The organism is uncultured Tateyamaria sp., from assembly GCF_947503465.1.
Taxonomy (GTDB): domain Bacteria; phylum Pseudomonadota; class Alphaproteobacteria; order Rhodobacterales; family Rhodobacteraceae; genus Tateyamaria.
Genome location: NZ_CANNDN010000001.1, coordinates 2,033,360 through 2,058,917 on the forward strand (window position 1 = coordinate 2,033,360; position 25,558 = coordinate 2,058,917).

General features: G+C 60.8%; 19 protein-coding genes and 1 pseudogene. 9 read left to right on the forward strand and 11 right to left on the reverse strand.

What is annotated here, in order from left to right; all coding sequences use genetic code 11:
- The first annotated feature begins 29 nt into the window (after nucleotides 1-29).
- Genes Q0844_RS10170 through Q0844_RS10180 form a run of 3 tightly spaced genes read left to right on the forward strand, consistent with a single transcriptional unit; the run spans nucleotide 30 to nucleotide 2,262 of the window.
- Entirely contained in the window at nucleotides 30-452 is a 423-nt protein-coding gene (locus Q0844_RS10170; RefSeq protein WP_299044444.1) for a biopolymer transporter ExbD, read from the forward strand.
- On the forward strand, nucleotides 449-853 hold the full coding sequence (locus Q0844_RS10175) for a biopolymer transporter ExbD (RefSeq protein ID WP_299044446.1): 405 nt from the start codon (nucleotides 449-451) through the stop codon (nucleotides 851-853). Before Q0844_RS10170 ends, Q0844_RS10175 begins: the two co-directional genes overlap by 4 nt.
- Complete coding sequence (locus tag Q0844_RS10180; protein WP_299044447.1) at nucleotides 853-2,262, forward strand: DUF4384 domain-containing protein; 1,410 nt, start codon at nucleotides 853-855, stop codon at nucleotides 2,260-2,262. Before Q0844_RS10175 ends, Q0844_RS10180 begins: the two co-directional genes overlap by 1 nt.
- A 4-nt stretch (nucleotides 2,263-2,266) precedes the next feature.
- Here Q0844_RS10180 and Q0844_RS10185 read toward each other — a convergent pair whose 3' ends face one another.
- A complete protein-coding gene (locus Q0844_RS10185) occupies nucleotides 2,267-3,778 on the reverse strand; it encodes a caspase family protein (RefSeq protein WP_299044449.1) in 1,512 nt (503 codons plus the stop codon).
- Between the two features lie 87 nt (nucleotides 3,779-3,865).
- Here Q0844_RS10185 and Q0844_RS10190 point away from each other — a divergent pair, with 87 nt between their 5' ends.
- Both Q0844_RS10190 and Q0844_RS10195 read left to right on the forward strand, forming a co-directional pair.
- Nucleotides 3,866-5,023, forward strand: coding sequence for an OmpA family protein (locus tag Q0844_RS10190; RefSeq protein ID WP_299044451.1), 1,158 nt, complete (start codon nucleotides 3,866-3,868; stop codon nucleotides 5,021-5,023).
- Nucleotides 5,024-5,163: 140 nt separating this feature from the next.
- A complete protein-coding gene (locus Q0844_RS10195; RefSeq protein WP_299044453.1) occupies nucleotides 5,164-6,456 on the forward strand; it encodes a hypothetical protein in 1,293 nt (430 codons plus the stop codon).
- On the opposite strand, the gene Q0844_RS20900 is transcribed toward Q0844_RS10195, so the two are convergent.
- From Q0844_RS20900 to Q0844_RS10215, 6 genes and pseudogenes are all read right to left on the reverse strand, one after another.
- Nucleotides 6,389-6,712 (reverse strand): transposase domain-containing protein, encoded by a 324-nt coding sequence (locus Q0844_RS20900; protein ID WP_366522992.1) that lies wholly within the window; start codon nucleotides 6,710-6,712, stop codon nucleotides 6,389-6,391. The two genes, Q0844_RS10195 and Q0844_RS20900, sit on opposite strands and share 68 nt — an antisense overlap.
- 16 nt (nucleotides 6,713-6,728) lie before the next feature.
- Nucleotides 6,729-6,905 (reverse strand): annotated as a pseudogene (locus tag Q0844_RS20905) (transposase); the annotation flags it as partial.
- Nucleotides 6,906-7,125: 220 nt separating this feature from the next.
- The gene (locus tag Q0844_RS10200; protein ID WP_299044454.1) at nucleotides 7,126-7,365 is read right to left on the reverse strand and encodes a hypothetical protein; all 240 of its coding nucleotides are present in this window, start codon (nucleotides 7,363-7,365) and stop codon (nucleotides 7,126-7,128) included.
- Nucleotides 7,366-7,494: 129 nt separating this feature from the next.
- Nucleotides 7,495-8,334, reverse strand: a complete 840-nt coding sequence (locus Q0844_RS10205) for an SDR family NAD(P)-dependent oxidoreductase (protein WP_299044456.1) — start codon at nucleotides 8,332-8,334, stop codon at nucleotides 7,495-7,497.
- Between the two features lie 742 nt (nucleotides 8,335-9,076).
- Nucleotides 9,077-9,355 (reverse strand): hypothetical protein, encoded by a 279-nt coding sequence (locus tag Q0844_RS10210; protein WP_299044458.1) that lies wholly within the window; start codon nucleotides 9,353-9,355, stop codon nucleotides 9,077-9,079.
- A 345-nt stretch (nucleotides 9,356-9,700) separates the two neighbouring features.
- Nucleotides 9,701-10,699: an OmpA family protein gene (locus tag Q0844_RS10215; RefSeq protein ID WP_299044459.1), complete on the reverse strand. Its 999-nt coding sequence runs from the start codon at nucleotides 10,697-10,699 to the stop codon at nucleotides 9,701-9,703.
- Nucleotides 10,700-10,787: 88 nt separating this feature from the next.
- Here Q0844_RS10215 and Q0844_RS10220 point away from each other — a divergent pair, with 88 nt between their 5' ends.
- The 4 genes from Q0844_RS10220 to Q0844_RS10235 all read left to right on the forward strand — a co-directional run bounded on the left by Q0844_RS10220 (nucleotide 10,788) and on the right by Q0844_RS10235 (nucleotide 16,887).
- Nucleotides 10,788-11,903, forward strand: a complete 1,116-nt coding sequence (locus tag Q0844_RS10220; RefSeq protein WP_299044461.1) for a caspase family protein — start codon at nucleotides 10,788-10,790, stop codon at nucleotides 11,901-11,903.
- Nucleotides 11,904-12,161: 258 nt separating this feature from the next.
- Complete coding sequence (locus tag Q0844_RS10225; RefSeq protein ID WP_299044463.1) at nucleotides 12,162-15,125, forward strand: hypothetical protein; 2,964 nt, start codon at nucleotides 12,162-12,164, stop codon at nucleotides 15,123-15,125.
- Nucleotides 15,126-15,138: 13 nt separating this feature from the next.
- Entirely contained in the window at nucleotides 15,139-15,708 is a 570-nt protein-coding gene (locus Q0844_RS10230; protein WP_299044464.1) for a hypothetical protein, read from the forward strand.
- Nucleotides 15,709-15,849: 141 nt separating this feature from the next.
- Nucleotides 15,850-16,887, forward strand: coding sequence for a hypothetical protein (locus Q0844_RS10235; protein ID WP_299044467.1), 1,038 nt, complete (start codon nucleotides 15,850-15,852; stop codon nucleotides 16,885-16,887).
- Nucleotides 16,888-17,072: 185 nt separating this feature from the next.
- Here the strand turns inward: Q0844_RS10235 and Q0844_RS10240 are convergent, their stop codons facing one another.
- From Q0844_RS10240 to Q0844_RS10255, 4 genes are all read right to left on the reverse strand, one after another.
- Nucleotides 17,073-18,983 carry a caspase family protein gene (locus Q0844_RS10240; RefSeq protein WP_299044468.1) on the reverse strand — a complete coding sequence of 637 codons (1,911 nt, stop codon included), beginning with the start codon at nucleotides 18,981-18,983 and terminating at the stop codon, nucleotides 17,073-17,075.
- Between the two features lie 29 nt (nucleotides 18,984-19,012).
- On the reverse strand, nucleotides 19,013-23,182 hold the full coding sequence (locus Q0844_RS10245) for a filamentous hemagglutinin N-terminal domain-containing protein (RefSeq protein ID WP_299044470.1): 4,170 nt from the start codon (nucleotides 23,180-23,182) through the stop codon (nucleotides 19,013-19,015).
- A 7-nt stretch (nucleotides 23,183-23,189) separates the two neighbouring features.
- Nucleotides 23,190-24,923 (reverse strand): ShlB/FhaC/HecB family hemolysin secretion/activation protein, encoded by a 1,734-nt coding sequence (locus tag Q0844_RS10250; protein ID WP_299044472.1) that lies wholly within the window; start codon nucleotides 24,921-24,923, stop codon nucleotides 23,190-23,192.
- 352 nt (nucleotides 24,924-25,275) lie between these two features.
- Nucleotides 25,276-25,404, reverse strand: a complete 129-nt coding sequence (locus Q0844_RS10255; RefSeq protein WP_299044473.1) for a hypothetical protein — start codon at nucleotides 25,402-25,404, stop codon at nucleotides 25,276-25,278.
- Between the last annotated feature and the right edge of the window lie 154 nt (nucleotides 25,405-25,558).

The window sequence follows — 25,558 nt, forward strand, 5'->3', positions numbered from 1 at the left end:
ACGCCCCGATATCACCCCCCGGCACCGCCATGCAGCTGACGCGCGTCAGGTCCCCGCGCCAGCTCATCTCGTTGGTGCCCATGATCGACGTCATGCTGATCCTGCTGGTCTTCTTCATGGTGACCTCCACCTATCTCAACCTCGACATGATCCCCGTGGTCGAACGGGCCGAGGACATGGCCACCTCCGATGCGGCGCAAAGCCGTGGAACCGCAAGCACCTTACTGGTGCGGATCGGGGCGGACGGCACGGCCTATATCCGAGGTCAAAGGCTTGCGCCCTCTGCCTTGTCATCGCAGTTGCAGGCGCGGCTGGCCGAAAACCCGCTGCTGTCCGTGGTGCTTCTGCCCTCGTCCCGGGCCAGTACGCAGGCACTTGTCTCGACGATGGACGCACTGACCACCGCCGGGGCTGCCCGTCTGCGACTAATGCGGCTGGAGGCGGCACAATGAGGCTTTCCCGCCCGATCCGGCGCACGCCGCCCGAAACAATCATCGCCCTGATAGACGTGGTGTTCTTCCTTCTGGTCTTTTTCATGTTGATTGGCCGGATGGACGCCAGCTCGCCGTTCGAGGTGCTGCCCGCCACGGCGATGACCGGAAGCGACATGCCGGCAGGTGGGACAACGCTGTCGATCGGTGCGGATGGCGCGCTGGCACTTGATGGCACCGCCTTGGAGCGCAGCGCGGCCCTTGCCCAACTACGGGATACACTGTCGGGCACCCCGGACCTGCTGGTGCGGATCAATGCCCACCGCGATGCCGTCATGGCCGATCTGTTGCCGTTGGTGGCGGAAATCGACGCTCTGGGGGCGCGTGATGTCATGCTTGTTGTCACGCCAAAGGCACCCTGATGCCTCGCGCGGCCACATGGGCGTTGGGGCTTGCGGGGTCCGTGCTGATCCACGCAGGGGCCGCAGGTCTTTATCTGACCACCCGGACGCTGGATGATCCGCCGCGCCAGTCGGGGCCAGAAAGCCGGTTCCAGCTGGATACCGTCACCACGGCCGCGCAACAGGCCGCGGCGCAAGACCCCCAAGCAGATCAAGCGACCGAAGGGCAGGCCGAAGGGTCCACCGTTCCCGCAGGCACCGTTCCCAGCCTACGGGCCCGCCCCCTTTCACCTCCAACCGTGAAACAGTCCGGCGCCAGCACCGCAGGCAACCGCCTGACCGCCACCGATCCCGCCGTCGCACCGATTGCTGAGGTCACAGCGTCACATACCAGCACGGTGGCCTTTGCTCCCCCGACATCTGCGACCATCACCGGCACGGCACCCCCTGCCCCGACCGTTGCACCTGTGGATCCGCGCCCTGCTCCACTCAGACCAACACCCGCACCCGATATGCAAATCGCCGCACTTTCCCCAACAGCCCAGGACGCTGCCGCCGCGGACACTTCTGGCGCCGCCGCTATAGAGACTGCCCTGCCCGCAACCTCCGCCAAAGCCGCCCTCGCCTGGCAATTCGGGGACCGCGTCGTGACCGATCCGCAAGCTCTGGCGACAATTCAGGCCTTCATGGCGCCGCAGGTGCTGAATGACGCGGACGCGGTGCGGGACGACCTTGGCGCCGTGCTGGCAAGCGTTGACTGCGCCAGATTGTCTGCGACCTTCCTGCCCGACAGCGGTGTGTTGGAGATGCGCGGTCACATTCCCGATCCCGCGCTGCGCGGCCCCATACTCGAAGCGTTGCAAGCGCAGGTTGGCGATGGCGTTCCTGTCACGGCCAATCTGCTGCACCTACCGGCCCCGCAATGCGGCGCGCTCACTGGCATCGCTGATCTGGGCCTGCCCCAATCCACCGACCAGTTCACCAACGCGCGGCTGATTGGCGAAACGGCTCACGCCCGCCAATACACGTACGCCGAAGGCCAGCGGCTCGCCTTCGACCTGACCGCGCCCGACTACGACGCCTTTGTCTACGTGGATTATTTCAACGCCGCGGGTGAGGTGATCCACCTCGTGCCCAACGAAACAATCGCGCTGGAAAGAAGCCCCGCCAAGTCGCTCTTCGGCATCGGGCAGGACCGCGGTGACAGACCCTCGCTCCGGATCACCATCGGGCCGCCCTACGGACAAGAGATCGCGGTAGCCTTCGCCGCCTCCACGCCGCTCTATGACGGGTTGCGGCCCATCGTCGAACCGGCAGAACCATATCTCGACTGGTTGCAAACCCGTGTCGCCGCCGCGCGCGCAGCAGATCCTGATTTCAAGGGCGAATGGGTCTACTTCTTCATCACCACCCGACCCGCCACGCAATAGCGGACTACTGGCAATCCCCCTGCGCCCAGGTGCGCAGGTTGCGCTTGAACGACCCACCATAAGGGTGCTGCTTTTCCAGGGCCCGTGTGGTGCTTGTCGTCAGATAGGACATGGCCTGCGTGCACAACGCGTCCCGGGTCCACTGATGACAGCTGCTGCATTGCTGATCCTTCCACAACGCTTCGGGCAAGCCGTCTATGGGCGCGAACAGCGGGCTGCCATTGGCTGCCTCCAAAATGGTCTTGCCGCGAATTTCCGCTATGCCTTCCGGCATCGGTTGATCAAAAACGACCGGTAATGGGTCCGCACGCTGGGGCGCTGGCGCAGGCGCGGTCTCAGCCGGCGGCGCGGCAGCCGCAATCTGGTTACCCGCATCGGGATCCTGCGTGGCATTGGCCTCGATGCCAGCAATCTCGATCTTCACCAGCTCTGCAAACACACCTTCGGGAAAGGCCGCCAGATAGGCTTCGTAATCCTTTTTCAGACCCGATGCTCGTGCGGTCTCCATCAACTGCATTTCCAGATCCGGCGGTGGCGCCGGGGTCACGGAAACAGGTGCTTCGGGCTTCGGTTCCGGTGCAGACTCGACCACCGGGGCCGCGCCTCCGCTCAACTCGTCCTGCAGCGCCTCCGTCAACGCCGCACGCGCGTCGGTTGCGAACATTCCGTCCGGATAGGAGCGCAGGAACAACATGATCTGAACCGGATCTGACGACTGGCTGACAGAGTTCCACAACTGCTGCTCTGCCACTTCATCAGGGGTCAGTTGGCGGCCCGCACGGAACACGAAGTCCTGGGTCAGCGACGACGTATCCCAAGGCGTCTGCGCGCCCGATGTCTTTTCCAGAACCGCCACGCGCACCTGCTTGAAGACCGCCTCGATAGGCGCCCCCTCGGTCTGGATCGCCTCTGCCAGCGCCGCGGTATAGGGGCTGTTTTCCCCTACCCCGTCAAATGCGACGGCCCCCGGCGCGGTCGCATAGGCGAGATACGTGCCCGTTGGGGCCTTCATCTCGGCAAGGCCATTGTCATTGAGGTCGGCGATATCCTCGAAAGGGTTGTTACGGCAGGCGTCCAGAATGACGATATTGGTGCGGTTCCGCGCCGACGCCATCTGGCGCAGCACGCTCGACGCCTCAAAAGCGACGAGGTCCAGATCGGCCGCATCGCTCAGGCTCGCATCCACGGGCAGCAAATAGTTCGACCCAAAGCTCTGAACCCCGTGACCGGCATAGTAGAACAGGCCAACAGTGTCGCGCCCACCCGCCCGCAAACGGCGGCCAAACTGGGCAATGGCGCGTTTCAGATCGATTTGCGTGGAATTGACCACAAGTGTCACGTCAAAGCCCACCGCACGCAGCGTCTCGCTCATGATTTCGGCATCGTTCACAGCGTTGTTCAAGGGTGCCACGCTGGAATACTGGCTGTTGCCGATGATCAGCGCGATCCGCTCTTCCGCCCACGCCGCCGGTGCAAGCCCGGCCAGTACGAAAAGCAGAAGCGACAGAATTCGCATGAACAGATTTCCCAACAAGACGCCCCAGGAACGGGCTGACCCGAAACCGATACAACACAAATACATGAACAAAAAATCGACAACCGCATGAATAAAAAATTCGCTAGGGGGTTGTTGCTTTTGAACACCGCTGACGCAATAGTTTTCGCACCTCCACCGCATTGGGAGAAGCTGATGCCCCGATTTAAACGCATATTCATTTCCGCGTTCGCCGCACTCGCCCTGGCGCTTCCGGCTTCGGCACAGACCTCCGTTTTCGGAAATGGATGGCTTCTTGACAGTGACGCCTCGTCGCTGCAGTTCCAGTCGATCAAGAACGGGTCCGCGATCGAAACATCGTCGTTCGCCAGTCTGGCGGGCGCGATTGGTCCGGACGGTAATGCAACGATCCGAATTGCGCTCGACAGCGTCGATACAAAGGTCGATTTGCGCAACGTCAGGATGCGATTTCTGTTCTTTGAAACCTTCAAGTTTCCAGATGCGAATGTGACGACGCGCATTGATCCCGCGCTTATCGCCGATCTAGCGGAGGTGCGGCGCAAAACAATAACGCTGCCCTTCACGCTGGATCTGCACGGTGTCACCAAAACGCTCGATGCCCAGCTCTCCCTCACCCTGATCGGCGAAGACCTTGTGGCCGTTTCGACCGCCGAACCGATCAATCTCGCTGTCGCTGATTTCAATCTCGACGAAGGTTTGCTCAAGCTCGAAGAGGCCGCTGGCGTCACTATCGTACCGTCCTCTTCGGTCAGTTTTGACTTCATCTTCCGCGGCAGCGGCGACACCGCTCCGAAAGTGGCCAGCACCACGCCTAATCCCGAAACCGCGCCGACACAGGCGGCAGCCACGGCGTTGGAAACCGCAGGGAATTTCTCGCTGTCCGAATGCGTTGGACGGTTCGAAATCCTGTCGCGCTCGGACAGCATATATTTCGATCCCGGCTCGGCCAAACTGCTGCCTAAATCCTTTGCCCTGCTGGATCAGGTGCAGGATATCGTTTCGCGCTGCCCTGACCTGAGCATCCAGATCGCGGGGCACACCGACAGCATCGGCAAAGCCAGCTACAACCAGCGCCTGTCTGAACGGCGGGCCGCGTCCGTGGTGAACTACCTGACCGCCAACGGCATTTCGGCCGACCGCGTAGATGCCGTTGGCTACGGCGAAGACCGACCAATCGCGGACAACGCCACCGAACGTGGCCGCTGGCGTAATCGCCGCATCGAATTTTCGGTGCCCAAGACCTGACGCACCCGCGTTTCGCGTGGTGCGCTCATGCGGTGCGCTGCGCAATCAATAGTATTTTTGACCGTTTGGACAGGTCCGCTCGCCTCGCCATAAGGCAGTTCCGTCTAACGACCGCCCGAAAAGGAGACCCCGCCATGGCCATGTCAGATCAAGATCTCGCCGAGCTCGACAAAATGATCGCAAAGGCGCGGCAAAAGCCGCTTGCCTACGGATTGTGCCTCGGCAAGAAACCTGAGGACAACGTACTTTATCTCGACCTCAAGAAAGCGCCCGAGGTGATGATGCGCAAGGCCAAGGCCGACGGTGAAACCGGCAAAGTCACCTGTGGTGAGGCCGAGGTGAAGGGCAAGATCCTGACGCTCACTGTCATGGGCAAGACGCTCCCTGGATTGGCCAAGAACATGAAGGCGTTCATGTCCAAGCAGGGCATGAAGATGAAAATCATCATTGCCGACCCGGATGGCAACGTACTGGAATCCGACGGGGATGAGGATCTTGGCGACGAAGTCGGTGTCGGTGAAGCGGCGCCTGCAGATGAAATCGCGGAACAGGACGCCGCCGAAGAACCGGTCGCGGACGATCCGATGGCGGGGCAATGGGCCAAGGTGTCGGCTGCGCTCACCCCGCTCGTGGACCGGTTTGTGGCCGCCGGGTCGGACAAGGCTGCACCCGTCTCCGCGGCCTGGCAAAAGGCTCACGATGCCGCCGCAAAGGGCGATTACAAATCCGCCCTTGCCGCGGCGGCTAAGATCAAACCGCTCGTGACCGCCGCACCTGCGCAGCAGGCCTCTACCCCTGACGATCCGAACAAGGCAAAGTGGGACGCCGTTCAGGGCCCGCTCGAGGGGCTCTACACCTCCGCCATGGACAAGAACCCCGAGAACCGGACCAAACTCCAAGCGGCCTGGGCAATGGCGCTGGAAAAGGCCGAGGCGGGCGACTACACCACCGCCCTGACCATCGCAGGCAAGCTTAAACCCCTTCTCGACGCCGCAGCATCCGCTGAGCAGTCCGGACAAGAGGCAGAAATCCCCGCAGACGTCGTCCCTTTCCAGAAATCTCGCGTCCTCTGGATCGATTCCCGCAAGAAGATGTTCGAGGAGATGAAAAAGCTGGAAAACGCCATCATCGCGACCTGCAAGGGTGACCCCGAACTCGAACCCATCGCCGCCGAAGCAAGCGACCTCACGGGTCGTCTGACGGTATTTGACGAAACGCTTCAGGACATGTTGGATCAGATCACCAACACGCCCTCCGGTCCCAACCGCGAGGGGCTGAAAAAGCAGGCCCTCGGCACGCTGAAAAGCTACGCTGCTGCGCTGAACGAACCCTTTTTCAAGGATGTCGACGGCAACAACGGCTTCGTCAACGTGTCGGTCGCTTCAACCGCGCGGGCATCGCTGGCCTCGATAGCCAAAGTGCTCGCTGCCTGACCCACTCCACCTCAAGGCCGGAACGAACCACGGCCTGCTTACATCCAGGCCATATGACCCGGCCATGCCTTTGAACGCCCTCGACCCGAACAGGGTGGTACTCTGCCGTAAGGGTCCTGTCTGACCGCCCCGGTGATGTGGTTTTCCAAGGCGATATACCGTCGATCCGAGTGATCAGATAGTTTGGGATGCAGTCGAGCGTGCCTGCAAGCCAAGCCTGCGGATCGATACCGATCAGTTTGGCGGTTTTGGTCAACGTGTAAGCAATGGCGGCTGACTTGCCGGCGATTTACGACCCGCCGGTCTGCTGGTGATCCACGTGTCTCTTTCTCGCTTGCGTAGAGTCGTGCGACGCCACCGATGGCTTGCGCGACAACGGCTGCACCTTGGGCTCGTTGGATGTCGACAAACTTGCGCCCGACATGGGCCATGCAGGCAACTGCGTGGATACCCCCGGCGGATCAGTAAGACCGTACGCTTACCCCCGCAAAATCAGAAAACGAGCGATGATCTGCGAGAGGCCAGATCAGATGTTCGGGGGCAGGAAGAGCCCACCGCTTTCGCGGCCGGCTCCCCAGGTTTTGGGTGACTGGTCCCGAAAGGCGACGTGCGTTGTGAAAGATATGTGTGGCGCGCGTGCCGGATCACATACAATTTTTTTATCGACGATCAGCCGATGTTACGCGCGTTTTGGCTGCAGCTGACATCAAGCACCTTGACCGTCATACGCGCGGTTGCATCGCCGCATAGGAACTTCGCAGCCATTGCAACGTTTTCGGGCTCGTGGTGACCAATACCAATCGGCCGGCTCGGCGCGTTCAAAGCAGATACGTCGTCTCGAACGTTCCGTGTCGGGCGGTCGCCGTTTGCGGCGGTGTTGGTCGGGCAGTTCTGGAAGTCGTTTGTCACGGTCGGGTCTCTTGTTGAGTGTGACTTGTGACCATGAGATGAGGTGCGACCCGATGAATGACTTACCCATTCCTCCACGTGATTTGTCAGATTCTGCAAAACGCCGGAGCGCCGCGGGGAATCTGCTTGTCAGCCATTTTCGAACGCTTTGAAGCGCAGTTCGAAGTCAGGATGCCATCGAGACAGAGCTGGCCTGTTTTCCGTGATGTCCTGCGACGCCCAAAGGACCCGCCGCGCGTCGATCTCGGGTGTCACTTCGTTGTCGGGGCACAAGATATAGAAATCCCCCGCTTCCGCGCGGGCAAACAGGTGGTCTACGGTCTGCTTCGATGTCCACGCCGCATCCGGTTTTTCTGGCAGAAAAGATGCGATCATGCCGGTGTAAGTGAAACCGGGCACAAAAAGATGCGCCGATATGGGTGCGCCCGCCGCGCGCAGGTCATGGGCCAGCATCTCTGTCGTTACCTTCACACCCGCCTTGGTGACATTGTAGCCGGGGTTGCCCGGGGGCGTAGTGATGCCTTGTTTCGATCCGGTGTTGATCACCGCAGCAGGGCGGTTCGCTTCGACCATGCTTGGGACAAAGGCTTGAATGCCGTTGATAACGCCGAACAGATTGACCTCGATCATGCGCCGCCAATTTTCGGCCTCTGCCCACGATTTCGTAGGCCGCGATATCCCTGCGTTGTTCATCAGGATACAGACCGGACCGATGGCAAACGCCGTTTCGGCAAGATCGGCCATGGCGGCAGGATCCGAGACGTCTGTTGGTTTGACGGTGACGGTTCCACCGCCGCGACCGCCCCTGGCGATGGTATCCGCGGCCTCGTCCAAATTCTGACCGGGTAGATCAGCCAAAACAACATCAACGCCGCGACCGTAGAATTCCCGGGCCGCTTCAAAGCCGGCGCCGCTGGCTGCCCCGGTCACCACAGCGACCCCGCCTTTTTCGATCGCGTCCCTGAACATATCCTATCTCCGCCTCCTATTGGAAAATCATTGGTGAAGTACTGGCCGGCGGTAACAATTCAACAGATTTCGACAAGCATACGGGTGTCCCTACCCGACGCCAGCAGCAAATGATCTGCACGTTTCCACCGCAATCCATCCGGTACCCGATGGCTTGGCCTTTGCCGATTACTAGACAGCGGCCTGCTTCATCGCCTTGGGTGGCACGCCGAATTTGCGCGAATACTCGCGGCGGAATCGCGACAGGCTCTCGTATCAAACTTTGAGTACAGCTTTGGTCACAGATACCAAACCGAAGGTCAGGATACGCTCGATCTCGTGCATCCGCATGTGTTTTTGATATTGCAGCGGCGTCGTGCGTGTCACCGTTTTGGAGTGCTGGTAGCATGCGGACTCGCTCAGTCCGGCTGGCGCGGCCAGAACATCACCCCTGAACGGACCTAAGCTATAGACGCTGACTCCAAGGGGAGCAGGTCAACCGTGATGGTGTCGGTCTGTCGAACGAGACGTTGCAGAGGCTATCTGAGCGCGCACTGACAATCGAATTCGATATCTACGACAGTTCAGGCGACTAGTCCCGCAAGGCTTTTCAGCCCTGTGATATTTGAGGTCTCCGGTCTGCTAAGCCTTGCTCGCCTCGCGCTCACTGGTGACACTCCGGCTTTGCCAAACCAGCGACATTTCCACTTGGTTGCAACAGCACTTCACAACGGCCCATTGCTTTTGAAATCTTAGACAGCTTTCATGGGGTCGCCCTCTCAGCGCGCCTTGCATCAGCACATCCACAGGGCCCCCAGAGATATTGCCGCGCACAGCGCCCTCGGCGCTTTTTCTGCATTTTGAGGAACTGTTTTCCGAGCTTGGTTATGTGACCATAGGCCTTCTGATTGACCTTGTTCTGCGCCTTGATCGTGGTCATCAACTCATCATGCGCTTTGCGCGAAGATTTGGACTGATACTTCAGCAGGTTTTCAATGCGCTTTTCCAACGCCGCGATACGTGTTCCCAGGTCGCCCGGCATAGTATGTCTTCCAGAGATGCTTAACTAAACTTACTTTTGAATAATGAGTGCAGAAGGTCATGGATGCCAGCTTCCGTCAACTTTCCCAGTTTTGAAAGGCTGCTTCCGGCGTCGCGTCGCTTGTTCGGCACCTCCCGAAAGATCCGGAATTTTTGGATTGAGCTCCGCCATCTGGCCAACAAGCGCACTTGCAATCTCTGACTTCCCGCCAACACGCAATCTGCGTTTTTGCAACACAACGCACCCAGGCACAACTGCACTGTGTCGCCAGATTGTTCGTGTGTAAGGCACTGCACCGTGAAACTTGCGGGGGCCGGAAAACCGCCTGCGGCGGAAGCGTCGATACTAGAAGCCGAGCGGCACAAACTCCACGCGGCGGTTCTGCCAACGTCCGCGGCGTGTCGCGTTGTCCGCGATTGGGCGGTCCTCGCCAAATCCCGTGGCGTTCAACCGCTCCGGATCAATGCCCTTGTCGGCTAGGTAGATAACGACCTCTGCCGCACGCCCGACCGAAAGCCGCTTGTTCGCCTTCGCCGAGCCAAGATTGTCCGTATGTCCTTCGATCCGCAAGTTAAGGCCAGGGCAGGACCGCATCGTATCAGCCACCGCGCTGAGCAAGGGATAGGATTTTTTCTCAAGCTGCACCGAGCCGGTTGTGAAATAGACCTGATCGCTTTGCCCAATTGTCTCGATCTGCCGTGCGCAGGCGTTAAGCGCCGCGATGTCCAGACTATCCGCACTCTGTTGCTGCGGGTTAGCCTTGAACAGCAACTCAAAGCTCACCTCTATCCGGGGCAAGATGTCGACGCGCGCAACACGCTCCAGCGTCTCAAGACCGCCCAGATAGTTGAAATCCCCAAGGTCCAGAACGATGGGCGCATCAGAGGCCACCGAGACGACGTCTTCCGCGAGCAGGATCAGATCCAATGTGGCTTCGATCTCTCGCGATTGCCCGTTCAGTTCAAGCGTGAGGGGCTGCGTCACCTTTATGCGATCTCCCGGACGCAATCCGGTTACAAGCTGTGGGTCAATGGACGCTTTCACCATCGCTTGCGGCAAGCGGAAACTTTCGAGCAACAGAAACCGAACGCGCGCATCGAGCAGGGCGTCGCCAGAGTCGATTGCGTCGAGAGAGATGGAAATCTCGGCCGTTCCATCATCCGAGATCGTGCCGCTGGTATCAGTAAAGAATGTCGTTGCAGTATCAGATCCTGCTGTCCCCGCCGAGAAGCTAAGAGATGACGCCGTCGTCTCCAAGTTCCAACCTGCACCAAAAGGGTCTGCAGCCACGGAGGTGGTGTAGACAGTCAGAACAGTGGCAAGCAAACCCAGGATGCGCCGCATGGTTTATTTTCCTTCAATTTCGAATAAAGCTCAGGTGTTGGTTGTTTCCATCACAAGGCCACGATGTGATTGCTCGAAGGGATAACAAATGAAAACTGTCGTTTATTCAAAAAAATATCTTTGGTGTTTTGCGGCCTTGGTCGCGTCCCTGCTCATGTTGCTGAGCCAGGACGCGCGGGCTGACACCGACGGGCCGCGCGTCGCACTTGTCGTTGGCAACGCGGATTATTCCCATATCGGTGCACTTGATAATCCTGAAAACGATGCGCGCCTGATCGGTGGCGTGCTCGAAGGGGCCGGGTTCGAGGTGACGTATCTGTTCAACGCCACCCAGCGCGAATTGGAAGAGGCGGTGGTCGAGCTTGGGCGGACCTTGCGCGCACGCGGTCCCGAGACCACGGGATTGTTCTATTTCGCCGGACACGGCGTGCAATCGCAAGGCAAAAACTACCTGATGCCTGTCGATGCCGCTCTGAGTGATGAGGCCGAGCTTGATCTGGTCGGTGTCCAGGCAGACGTGGTGCTGCGCCAGATGGGCACTGCCAACAACCGCACCAACATCGTGATCCTTGACGCGTGCCGCAACAACCCCTTTGCCGAGATACAGGGAATGGACGCCAATGGTCTGGCCAAGATGAACCCGTCACCCGGCACCTTCCTGTCCTATGCAACCGGACCGGGGGACGTGGCGCTTGACGGTCTGGGTCAGAACAGCCCGTTCACGGCGGCCCTTGCGGCCGAAATGCAAGAACCCGGGCAGGCCATCGAAACAGTCTTCAGAGAGGTGCGCATCCGCGTGGTCGAAGAAACGCGCGGCATCCAGACACCCTGGGACACGTCGCTGCTCACCACGGACTTCGTTTTCTCACAGGAGGACACGACGCCGGATGCCGAGACCCTGCTTTGGGCGCAAGTGCGCGATACCGACAACGTGCGCGATATCGTCCGGTTCTTGCGCAGTCATCCCAATGGGCGCCACTCTGCCGATGCACGCCTGCGCCTCGATGAGACAATCCAGGTCGCCTCGGCCGAGGCGTCACGCGCCCTTCGCTTGCAGGGCACCACGCCCGGCCAACAGGACCGCGCGCTTTTCCAACAAGCGCTGCAGTCGGGTGCGCGCGCGGATTTCGAAGCCTACCTGGCGATGTTTCCGAACGGGGTTTATGCCGAGCTTGTCCGCTTGGAACTTGACGCTCTGCAATGACTGGCAGGTCTTAAAGACACGGGCAGATGTGGCACTTGTCCAGATTGCCAGCATCGCGAGACAACCAATGATGACGGCCGCGCTTCGCAGCGCGGCCGCTTGCGTGCCTGCCAATGTGCCTGACCCGAACCATCGCATCGGCCCGCCTCCAAAAAATTCCCTGTCAAGAAAAAATCTCTCGAATAAGTTGTCAAATGTGCGTGTTGATTAGAGGATAGAGGCGTACGGAAAGCTGCGCGCTCCCAAGGAGGGATAACCATGCCGTTTGAAGATTTGTCTCCCGCACAGCAGACATTCGTTGATCGCTATCTGAAGCATAGTTTATTTTCAAAAAAGTCGGACAACAGGAAGGTCGAGCACTATGAGTTGTTCCTCCAGTTGGAACAGGACTTCATAGACCTGTATAACCTCGTGCCCGATGGCACGCCCGGACGCGCGGCGACAAACGCCCTGCGCGATGCGGCGATTGCCGCCAAAAACGAAGGCAAATTCAAAAAAGCCCACGCAGGCATAGAAAAGGCGCTTGCCGATCTGCGCGTCATTGATGCGGCATTGACCGATCGCAGGCAGACGCTCTTGCGCCAAACAAACGCGTTGGTGATGGACCCCAACGCTCAGGCCAACGACATCGCCTTCTTCAACGCGGCACAGCAGGCTGCGCGCGCGGCTCTTGCCGCTCCGCGCCCCACGCCGGCACAATTCGACACGGCCGAGGAAGAGTTCGCCAAAGCGCTGCGCATTTCGTTGCGGGCTGGCGAGCTTGGCGACCTCGCCGCACGCTTTCCCGCCGCGGCGGTCGCGGCGCAAACGTCGTTTGAAAACATGCGCGCCATCACCGGCGGCGGTGAAATTACCGACGAACGGATCGCGGCCGCAGGGCAGGCGCAAGTTGATGCCGAGACAGAAATCGCGCGTCTGGAGCTGGAAGTGGAGCGCATACGGAGGTTGGGCGGCCGCAGCCAGGCCGAAATTGCCGCGAACGACGCTCTTGCCACGCAGGCTCAACAAGGCATTGTCGCAGCACGACAGGCGCTGACAGATGCGCGCGCGCTTGAAAAGGCGCTGAAGGGCACGCGCATGCTTGAAGATGCGCTTGAAAACGGGCCTCTGTCGGGAAAAAGTGGTGCCCGCAAGATGCCAAACAACGCAATCGCGGCACTGATTGCCGGGTTCGAGGTGGACCCGGAGCTGACCTCCAAGACGATCGCCATCGCCAATGACGCCCTGGACCCGCTCGCGGTGGCCAATGCCATCCCGATGATCAGCGCCCAGATTGAAAACGGGTTTGCCGATCAACACGGCAATACGCTCGATGGGCTGAATACAGAAAGCTACGCGCTCAGCCTGTTGGAGACCGGTGGCACATGCGGGCCGGCCTACTTTGCGCGGCTGGATGACTATGTGCGGCTTGGTGGGCTGGTGGCGGCGAACCCGCTGCGCGAAGGCATGCACGACTCGAAAGTTGCGAAGGTGCAGAAACGTGCCGTGGGCGCGGCCGAAGGATTGATTGACCCCACAACCGGCCAGCTTGCAATGGGCACCGACCGGGCAAAGCTTGCCGTGGGTCAAACGCTGTTTCACCCCATGGCCACTGGTGGCCGCGGCGCGCCGGCGCACAACAAACACGTTTTGGACACGCTCGACTTCCTGTCCCGACCCGCAAATGCGCAATCGGCGAACAACATCCTGACAGGGATCAATGCGCCTCCGGCCGGCGGTGGCCAAGCCCTGGTACAGCAGTCGCTTGGCAAAACAACAGCCGTCGATGAAGAAGACGCACGGGTGGCGGTGTTGGCCTCAATGCTGCAATCAGTTGATCAGGGGCCGATCGGTTCCTGCTTTGCCACCGGTCCGGTTCGTCAGATGCGGATGCTCGACCCGATTGAGGCAATGGGAAAATATGCGCAAGTCGCATCCACTGGCGAACTCACCGATGCGTCCGGGCATCGCACTCCGGTGCTCACCAACCTTCCGCCGGACGAAGACCCGCTGATCCGTACGTTGGAATACACGTTGGCCACGGCGATCGGGCGGGAAGACACCATGTGGGTGTCCAAACCCTTGAAGAAAGGCGTGGACAAAGCCACCTGCGATTACATGGACGCATTGGACCCTGTCGTGGGTGCGACGGCGGCCAACGATCTCGCCGTTGATCTCGAAGATGCGATCAACGCCGAGTTTACGCCAATGTACGATCCCACCGTCCAATATGGCGCGACGGGCGCGGACGGCTCGTCGGATCGCGGCGGCTACGTGCTGTACGACAGTGCGGGCAACATTGTCGCCACGCGCGACGACTATCTCGACCGGGTCGAAGCGCTGGCTCTCAACACAAGCGGGTATGACCCGACCAGCGATGAGGGCAAAGCCGTGATCGCTGCGGTGCGTGGACCTCTGGCCGCCAGACTCGACGCGATGCGCCACAAGCCATGGGCGTTACCGCGCGGGGGCTATGGAGACGACGCCCGAGAGGGGCTTCATGGGGCATCCAACTGGACGACGTGCGTTGGCGAGATGACAGCACCGATTAACAGTGCGCAAGACTACACCGACCGCACGACGGACGTGGTGGGTAGCCTCATGGATAGGCGTGGAATTACGCCCGACAATCTGGTGCAGCTCGAAGTCTCTGGCATTCACACGATGACCTTGACGGCAAGTGATCCATCCTTTGTCGCACTCATGGGTGCGGCAGGTGCGACGTCAGCGGACAAGATCGAAAACTTCATCGCAGTTCCGGGCAGAGACTTTGCAGACAACGACATGACTGCCGAGGACGCACAGGCGGTATTCGACAAAGTGATTGACCCGGTACAAAAAGAGTACGAGTCAATCGCGGCCGATGACACGATGCCTTCAAAAGCGCGCAGCCGGGCAAAGTCGAAGCTGAAAAAGCTCAAGAAAAACATCAAGAAGTTCCGCCCGACGGCACCGATGCTGCCGCGCGACGTCAGTGATGCGACAGCCGATGCACTGAAGGGGATTGGCAACGCACGCTATACAAGAGACGCGGCGCAAAACGAGATGGTCCAGAAATTCTGTGACCCTCAGGTGGTGATCGCCGATACCAACTGGGGCACGGGATCAGACCACACTTATTTCGTGATCGCGGCAGATCCTCTGACGGGCGAGCCGTACATGTGGGAAAAGACGGACCCACCCGGAACCATGACTCGCGTCAAATCGAAATGGCTCAAGAAAGAATGGGCCCTCGTAACCTAAGGAGATGATGGACATGGATACTGCACAAATCACCAAAAACGCCAAAGATGGCGGACGCTCCATCCTTCTCAATGGCAGCGAGGAAATCGCCGATTTGGCCGGGCTGCTGAAACGCGCGCCGGATTTGGAGCCTGCGAAGCTTGCCAAACTGGCGCTGCAAGTCGCGCCTGCGGGCTATACGCTGATCACGGATCCTGCTGCCTACGCGGCACAGGTGCGCGCCCGGGTCGAAAGCGAAGCCCCCAATCAACCCTGGCAGGAAGGGCCACCGCGGATCCGCGATTTCGGCCTGCCGGACTTTGACGCGATCGGCGCGCCGCAACGTGACGGCGATACGGTCACGGCCCATGTGCGCGACAACTATACTGGTCTGCCTTACGTCATGACGCTGGTTCTGGGCGGTACAGCGGAGACAGCCGACTTCGAGCCAATGCCGCTCACACCATTGCCTGGCCCTCCGGTTGCCGTTCCGCCAGAGCTTGCGGACAGCGTCGCCCAGCCGGCTGTTCCCGGCAATCCAGCGGACGAAGATCCCGACAATCCGTTCGACGAAGATGCGGCGAATGCGGAGGATGACACCTGACCGGTTCCCGGCGCGAACACGCGCCCGCGGGATCATAGCCCTGCGCGGTGGCCCCGCAGACCACTTGCGCGCGGACGGATCCGGGTGCCATCTTCTCACTGACCACAATCGCAGTTTGCGCAAGGACGTCGCGAGGGACCCATGAGACTGATACTTGCCTTGGCATTACTCATGTGCGGATCACAAAACATCGCGGCCTCAACATACAAAGAATGGCTGGCCGAAGCGGTGCGGATCATCGACAGGTTCGAGACGAAGAAGCTCGATCACGTCACCGACGACTTTGATTGTCAGGGACTGAGCCTGGGGGCCCAGCAAAAGCCAATTGCCAACGGCGGCCTCGGCGACCTTGTCAAAGCGATCGACGCGGGCAGCAGCGCAGTGTCCTTCAATATCGCCCGCGACGCCGCGCGAGAAACGATGCCCCGTTTCTCCGAACCGTTCATACGGGTCCTTGATCTGGTCGAAGACGAAAAGTTCTCTGAAGCAAGGGTCGCATCCTTGCAGCTGCAAAACATCACTCATTCGGATTTGTGTTTCGGCGGGCAAACCGGGTCGGGCTTCAAGAGCAGGGCCAAGGAAGAACTGGCCGCGTGGTTGCAAAGCGACGCGTTGGTGGTGGCACAAACCATGTTGAAGCACAGGGATGCATCAAACGCACTCGACGCGGCGTTTTGCTGGACCCAATCCTACGCAGAGCAACGGCCGCTCGAATTCCGGTACTTTGTCTATCACCTGGATTTTCTGACAAATGCCGGTGGGCTCGGGATCTATGGCGGCGAGTACTACAAGATCTCGAACCTCATTCGCGCCCATGAACAATACGGGTTCGACAAATCTCAGCGCATCGCGCGCAAAACCGAAAATCTGGCGCGCTGGATGGAAACCGAATGGGTCGACCCGATCAATGCCAGCCACGAAGCCGACGCGCGGCTAAACGCGGCCATGCTCAGACGGGGTGAGGTGCAGCTTGGATACGATGAGCTCCAGCTTCTGTACGTTCGCATGATGCGCGCGCAGGTGGGAAGCACGCCCGCGCAGATGTCCTTCTTCAACCGCGGCTTTCTGCTGGTGAACGGCGTGGGCTGGTTTCAATCCGGCAAAACCGATCTGCGCGCACGCTATGATCGCATGGGCCCGTTGAGCACCAGCGACACCGAAACGATCCAGTGTGAATAAAGCGACACAGCCGTCAAGATGCGACGATACCCGCGTGACCTGTTGGGTGGCCCCCCGGGGTCGTTCGAATGTCCACGACGTCCTGATCAAGTACCTTCTGGATAGAGACAAATATGGCGCGATCTGTCCAAGCATTCGATTAGGAAGTGTCAGGTGCCGCCCATCTCCGCGATACAAACATGCGCTCAGCCGCTGGTCAGAACCTCGGCATCGAACCCGCCATTTCGCCACCGGGTCAGCGCAGCCTCAAAGCTGGGACCGGGCAAGCCGTCAACGGCGGCGCTATAGAACCCAGCAGCCTTCAGACGCTCCTGAACCGCTCGGATTGTGTCGCGTGACCACTCGTTTGTGCGCACGGTCAGCTGTTCAAGCAGAACACCGCGATCAGCGGCCGTGCCACGCAACAACATGTTGGCCGCCGCATTGGGGTTGCGCGTGACACCACGGCCCTCATCCAGCAGGATAGCGGCCGCCCTGTATCCCTGCACCTCACCGTCCCGGGCCGCCTGCTCGAAATAGCGCAGCGCATCTTCCGGTGTGTCGACCACCCCATCCTGCGCCAGGACACCCAGATTGAACACTGCACGGGCCGACCCGCCCTCGGCTGCCCGGCGCAGCAAGGCAATGGCCCGGTCTATGTCCTGCGGCACCTGCTGACCTTCAAACAGGATAACGGCCAGATTGATCATCGCGTCCGGGCTCCCGCCATCGGCCGCACGTTCATAGAGCGCCAGGGCCGCCGCGGCATCCTGTGGCACGCCATTGCCCGCTTCGGTCAATTGCGCAAGGCTCACCATGGCCCGCAGATCACCGCGATCCGACGCGCTTTTGTAAAGCTGTATGGCGCGATCCATGTCGCCGGTGGCCGCTGTCGCACGGGCCAGCAAGGCCGTGTAATGCGGCAATTCCGGCGATTGTGACACGGCCGCAGCACAGGCCTGAATGGCGGAAAAGGCGTTCTGGCGCAGCCGGTCAAAGGGCACACCCCCCGTTGCCGCCGTGGCATCGCGCGGATGTGTCGCCAGCCGTTCGCAGATTGACCCGGGCGACATGTTCTCGGCCTGCGGGATCAGATCCAGCAGGCGGGCGGCATCCGCCCGATTGGCACCATTGGGATAGCGCTCAAGATAGTATTCCAGCAACGGGCGCATCCGGCTGCGCCGCGCCAGGCTCCATAGCCGCTCGGCCTCTGCCGCTTCATCCCGGAACGTCAGCGTGCGGGTCTGGTCACCGTTCCTGAGAAAGGCCACCACGTCGTCCACATGCGCACCCTGCGGGTAGCGGTCCATGTAAAGCTGCATCAGATCGGCATCCCGCTCGTTGGCCGCAACCTGCCACAGCAGCGTTTCTTCCGACGCCGTCTCGGGGCTGTTGTCAAAGCGGAACCGCTCGGTCAGGGACGAGTTTTCCCACGGCACCTGACGCCCGCCCGTGGCCGACAACACATCGCGGCGCACATTGGTCATCATCGCCGCAATGTCCTGTCCTGGGGTGTAGATATGGTTCAGCATCGCTTCGGTGAAAAAGCTGTTTCGCCCTGTGCCGTCATAGGCCACGTTGTCGGGCTGGGTGGCGTAGACAAACATGAAATCGGCGGCGGTGCTGACGCGGGCCAGACCCTCCTCGGTGTTCAGCTCGACACCAAACGGATTGTCACGGCACGCATCCAGAAACACCAGCTTCAACCCCCGCGACCGCTGCATCGCCGACAATACATCGGTCAGCGGCATGGTCTGGTCCCCCAAATCGTCAGCGGTGCGCAAAGCCGCATCCACCGGCACCAGGTAGTTCTGCCCGCTGACCTGAAAGCCGTGACCCGCGTAATAGAACAGCACAACATCCGCCGTCTCGGCTGCCTCGGCAAAGGCCGCGATACCCTGGCGCATTTCGTCCATGGTGGCGTCACTGCCCACGATCACGCTGAACCCCAGCCCCTCCAGAGCGATGGAGATGTCCAGCGCGTCATTGATCGGATTGTCGAGCGGACTGACCGTCTCGTAGGCGGAGTTGCCGACGACAAAGGCCACCCGCTCCTCGGCCCACACGGCCACGCACCCGAACACCCACACCAGAACACTCAACAGCAGGCGGCGCATCGGTGATGTGTCTCCCCTACCCCGTTCGCTTACAGTTCGGCGACGCGCGCCAGCTTGATGCCAACTGAATCGACGGCACCCGCAACCCGGTTGACCGTGGCCCGCTGGATCGTGGCCAGTTCCGGATCGTCCGCCCGCACCAGTGCGATGGACTTGCGGATCTCGCTCGACGCCTCGGCCAGGGCCGACCGCGCCTCGTTGACGGCATCGCGGCGGATTGCCTGGCGTTCCGCATCGGAAGTCGCACCTGCCAGACGGGACTGCGCCCGCACACGCGCCTGGTCGATCTTGACCCGGGCATCTTGCACGATCCGCGCCACGTTCTGCATGCCCGGTGGCAGGTCGGCGGACAGCAGGTCCAATTCATCCGCGAACTCGTTCAGCGAATCCGACAGGCACGCCAGGTAGCGGCTGATGTCACCGCTGCTTTGCCCGCAGTTATCGGCCTTGATCTCAAGGCTTTCGGAAATGGCGTCCACCCGGGCAAGCGTTTCCTGCGCCGCGGCTGCATCCGGGCTGAAACCTGCCGTTCCGCCAAACGTCCCGTCCCCGTCGTCAATGGTGTCCGGCGGGTTGGGCAGGGGGAACCCGACGAAGACCGGCGGGATCGGGATCTCGTTCTCGATTTCCCCTTCGCCGGGGTCACTCGGAGCAATGACGGTAAAGGTGCCATCGACAAAGGTGATATCGTAGTTCTCAAGACCCTCGCCCTCCGGTTCAGAGACCACGATGTCAAACGGGCTATCGGCGGCCACAGCGTCAGCGTCCGCGCCTTCACTCGACAACAGCGCGCTATCAACGCTGTCTTCGTTGACAAGGCCGGTTACCGTGAACTCGGTTCCGCCGAATTCAAACGGATCACCCTCCAGCCGCGACTGGTCGTCGGCCGTGATGATCAAAGGCGCCGGTGTCACCGTGAACGCAGCCGCATCGTCGAACACGATCGTGTAATTCTCCAAGCCCGTACCAACGGCGTCGGACCCCAGAATGGCGAAATCGCCCACGCCTGTCGTTACGTCTGTGCCGATGCTGGTCAACGTCACACTGTCGACGCTGTCCATAAAGAACAGCGTACCGGCGACAGTGAACTCGGTGCCGGCAAAGGTAAATAGATCGCCATAGGTCCTGCTTTGATCATCGGGCAGGATTGTCAGCGATGCCGGTGTGACCTCTGCCGTACCCGGGCGATCCACCACGCGGTAGGTGACACCGTCGGCGCTGACAAGCGATGCGGTGGTCAAGGTGAAGGTCTGTGCGCCCACCGTCTCATCGCTAAAGGACAGCGCAGCGAATACGGGATCGGTATCCAGCGTATCGCCATCCTCGTCAAAGACAAAGTCGGCAGGTCCACCCGCTATGTCGCCCGTCGTGGGCGTGCTGCCCGTCAGACCGTATTGCACGGTCAACGGATCGGGGGTCGCCAAGATGACGGCCGATGTCGTGTAGTTCTCGGGATAGAACCCCGTATCCCCGGGTGCCCATGTCGTTCCGAAATCCCAGCCCTGCGCTTCTCCCAGGGTGATAAAGGTCTCGGTATCCTGGAACTGGGCGGTCGTCAGCGCCGTGCCCACAGCGCTGAAGGTCAGGCCCGATGTTTCCACGTCCCAGAAATTCGTGGCCCCTTCCGTGCCGTCGGTCAGATCCAGACCGGCAAACCCCCCGGCGACCGAGGTGGCATCCCCCGTAACAGTCACCGACCCGGTGGAATAGCTGCGGTCGATGGAACCGCCGATGATGCCCACGAAACCGCCCGCATCTACATCTACACCTGGCCCGTTTGTGCTGGTGACCGACACGTCGCCACGGGCATAGCTGTCAAGAATGGTCAACGCCTCGGATTCTGCTTCTTCGACGCCAGCGAACCCGCCCACGGCAATGTCGACATCCGCGTCCCCGTTGACAACGGACACGTCACCCAGCGCATGCGATCGTTCGATCAAACCGCTGGAATTGACGCCGACAAAGCCGCCCACGCCCAAATCGCCAAAGCTGTCAAAGTTTGTCACGGCGTTCACCGTGACATCTGTAATGCTGTCGCGGATCGTACCGCCGTTCACGCCCGCAAGGCCGCCCACGCCGTCAAAAGACCCCTGCACCGTGCCAGAGACACGCACATTCTCAACCAGCCCAAAGTTAAAGCCTGCCAATCCGCCTGAAGTGCTTCCGTTGATATCAACATCCACAAGGTCAAGATCGCGGACCGTGCCATTGGCGGTGATGGTGTCAAACAGACCCGCAGGGTCCGTCCCTTCTCCGTTAAAGGTTTCAACCGTCAAACCGGTTACTGCAAAACCTGCACCATCCAGCACACCGTCAAACGAGAATATGGGAACAAAGCCCACCGCGCCGATGGGACGGGACCAACCCGCCGTCCCACTCGCATCGATGTCGTTTGCCAGTTCCCAGTTCGCGCCATCAACTGAATCGATTCCCTGCAATCCAAAGACATCCGTGATCAGGTAAGGGGTGCCCGCGTCTCCCGTGCCGCCCAACGCCCGCAGGAAACTGCCACCGAAATCAACTTCGAAATTGCCCGCCGAAAACGCAGGCAACGGTGCGGCGACCTGAACCCAGGCACCATTGTCCAGCACAAAGGAGGCAACTTCAACGGACCCGACAGCAGTCGTGGTGATAGTGCCCTGTGCATCCAGCTCCAGACCACCGGCAGACCCGTTGATCGCACCGTTCAGCACAATGTTCCCGCCGGTTCCGCTGCTTATACCCTCGTCATCGGCCACCAGGCGTAGGGTCGTCCCAGTCGCCCAGTCGACATCGGCATTGATGGTGATGTCGCCATTCCCGCCCGTGCCGCCAACCGTGGTCAGCGTGACATCCCCTGCCCCAAGGTTGGCTTCCAGCGTGTCCTCGCCGCCCGTGCCGGGATCGATAATGATATCGCTCGGGTCCAGCAGCAAAGTGCCCCAGGCGCCATTCAGCGCGCGCCGATCCGCAAACCCGCTAAAGTTCAATTGCTGCCTTGATGACACCTCGACAAACCCGCCGTCACCGGAAGTGTCGCCGCCGCGAGTCGACAGAGTGCCCGAAACATCGGTTTGAACCTCGGACCACAGGACGATCCGACCACCGTCGCCCGTGTCCAGCGCGTCAGCCCTGATCAAGGTGGTGGCATCGTCCGACAGCGTGTCGGCGCGCAACAGGTCCCCCTGCCCCGCGAAATCCCCACCGATGCGCACCGTGCCACCGCCATCGGATCCGCTGGCGTCGATATCGGCCCCGGCCAACTCAATGCGGTTGCCGGTGATGGTCACATCACCGCCGCGCATCTGTGGCCGTCTAGAGGTTTCGACCACGGGGCCCGTCGGCTGTCGGCGGCTGCCGGTGGACACCCGACCCGATACGGTGACAGCGCCCCCGGTTCCGCCCCCCAGTATAATCTCGCCGCCGCGCACGGCGACCGAAGATGCCTCGGCGACGCCGCTCAGATTGATGGCGTGGCGCGCCGCATGGCGGGCCGTCGCGGCGCGCATCTCGATCAGGCCGCCTTCGGCGCTGACGGTGCCTGCGTTATCGATCAGCGCCTCACCATCATCCTCGCCGGTTGACGGGATGGCCACTTGCAGGAACTGGTCGCCGGACACGTCCAGCGTGACCCATTCACCGGCGGCAAAGCCTACGCGACCGTATGGCACCGTGACGATCCCGTCATTGCGCACCCTGCCGCCGATCAGTGCGGCATAGCCATCGCGACCGATGGTGACGCGCCCCGCATTGTGGACCGTCGCCGAAGTGCCAAGACCGCGGTATTGCAAACGACCTGCCATGAAATCCTCGTCCGAGATGTCGAGGGTCGAGGCAACGAAACTGCCCGCGTTAACGGTGCCGTTCGGCCCGATAAAGATGCCGTTTGGGTTGACCAGATGGACCGTCCCGTTCGCATTCAGCTGGCCGTGGATTGCACTTGTGGTGTTGCCGGTCACACGGTTCAGCATGGTGGAACTGGTCGACGGCTGGTGAATGTCCACCCGCGCTCCGCTGCCGATGGAAAAACTCTGCCAATTCACGACCGCCGAATTAGACCCCTGCGTGATGGTCAGCGACTGCGTGCCCGGCGTGCCGATGGACACATCGCCCTGCACCACGCTGCCACCCTGCGGCAGCACCGCCTGCGCCATGACCCCGCCCGGGACAGCCGCAAGAACGGACGCACTCAGCCACAACGCCCGGCGCAACCGCCGCACGGGAGCATTAGTAGCGGAAAGTTCCGGAAACCATGAACCGTGTTTCGTCCGATGTCCCATCGTCACGTTCTCCTCGTCCAAGCTCAATGCGCAAGCTGCTTGATCTGAAACTTGAATCGGTTTGTGCAAAAATATCCATGCCGATGCCGTAGGCGCGGCCTTCAGTCCGACGCTGCTCAATGGCCGTTGGTTCTTCCAGTGTCACCTGCCCGATACCGGCAAAAAGATAGGGCGACAGCAGTATCGGAACGCCGCCCAGAGTAACCCTTGTCTGCGTAGACAGCTCCGAGCGGATGACCCAGCCGCTGTCACCGCGCAGCGTACCGGAATCGAAGGTGGACAACTCCCCTGCCCCAACCATGCTGAACTGCTCGGAATTGACCAGCGCATCGCCGAAAGAGCTTTGGAAACGGCCCGCGACGGACAGCGACAGGTCCTCTGTCAGCCCCCGCCGGTGCGAGAAAAAGCCGACCAGCTTGGTGAACGTCGCATCCGATCCCGCGCGCGACAATGGAAGCCCGCTGGAAGCTGCGTCCGCGGCAGTGCGCGCGCCAAACGCATCAATGCCGCGGCTCAGGGTCAAACCACCCTCGGACACCGAATCGTTTTCGTGAAAGTAGGACACGAAACCGCCCAGCCGCAGCACCGTGATTTCGTCGCGGAAAATGGGCACCGACACGTCACCGGCCACAAAATCCTGCTCATCGTCCTGAAAATCCAGCGCCACCTGTCCCGTGATGTTGATGTCCCTCGACCGCCGGAACGGATAACTCAGGCGCAATGACTGGCGATCAAATTCTGATTCCGTGGGTACCAGCGGATTGTCCGGGGTTGTCCGGCTGTTCGTAAACTCTGCGTTGAACGACAGACCGGTAAAACCCAGAGGCACCACCACGCCACCCGCCAGAATGCGGCTGCGCGGATCATCACCAAAGAAGCTCTGCGGCGCGCCCGACGCTCTGAGATAGATGGTCTCGCCAAAGCGGAACGGGCTGTTCAGCTCGATCCCCGTGTTAAACGTGACCTCCCCCAGGTCATCGTCGTTTGGGTTGCCAAAACCCACGAACCCGGTCACCGGGCGGAACTCGGGGTCCAGCAAGATCTTTGCCCCGCCCTCGTCCTCACCCGGACCCAAGGCCGATTTCAACGCGGTGCCCGGCGTGTCGCCCGCCAACAGCAACTGGCGCTCCAGTTCCTCACGCGTCAGACCCGGCTTGCCCACCAGCGGTTCGGTCAGCCGATCAATCCGGGCGCGCGTGTTCTCGGGCACGTTCGATGTGTCGATCTCTTCGATGAAGCCATTTACCACCACGACGCGCAGCCGTCCGCCATCGCGCAACCGCTGCTGTGGCAGGATCACCCGGCTCAGGACAAACCCCTCGCGGGCATAGGCCGCTTCCAGATCCGCCGTCGCATCAAACAACTCCGACACCGGAATGCGCCCGCGCGTCAGTTGCGCCTCAAGGGCTGCGTTCTCGGCTGCCAACTGTGGCAACCCGCCCTCGAGATCGACCGCAGACAAGGTGATGCCGATGGCCTCTGATCCGGGTGGCGCCTGCGTGCCGGCCTGGCCAGTGAATACCACTGCACCGTTCAAGCGCTGCAACGGCGGCTGAAGCGTGTCCGGGGTAATCTGGCTGGCCGTCGGCGTTTGTGTCTGTGCCGCCACCTGCACCGCTCCGGCCAATCCGGCCAGTGCAAAAGCCAGGGCAAAAGTGCCCCCGCAGCTGATGAGTCGCAAAAATCGCACTACGCTCCGCCACCATGCTTTAATCAATAGCGGCAGACTAAGTGCAAATTATCCGCTTTGCACGCAATAGTTACGCTCCCAAGTTGATCTCATGCACAGCGCGGCTGCGATGTAACAGCCCGTTCAAAGACTATGGATAGCAACGCACCACGATCAAGAAAATCGGCCTTCGCTTTGACGCATGCGCTTTGCAGGTCGATCCCTCGTCTGGCGCAGGTGCTGCGCCACTCTGAATTCGATCAGCGAAACCCAAGCGGGTATCATCAGAACCCGCGCCCCGGGATCAGGACAGTATCCCTGCCCCGTGCAGCCACACCACAGCATCCTTACAAAAGGCCTGTCGCTATGTGCGCCGCAGCGGCGCCTCCTGCATCAGGTGCATCGCAATCTGCGGGTTGGAATAGAACGGCACGCGCGCAAGGTTGGCGATGGTCCGCTTGATGTCCAGCCCCGAGGGTTGCTTCTTGGCCACCGTCGCCGGGGCCTGATTTTCCGACGGTACATATCCGAACCATCAAACGCGGCCATATCCATCACAAGAAACCTGGCGTCACGGGTGAGATCCAGTTCATCAGCCAACTGTTCGAGCGCCGCGTGTGACCGCGTGTGACGCCAGGAAGCAGACC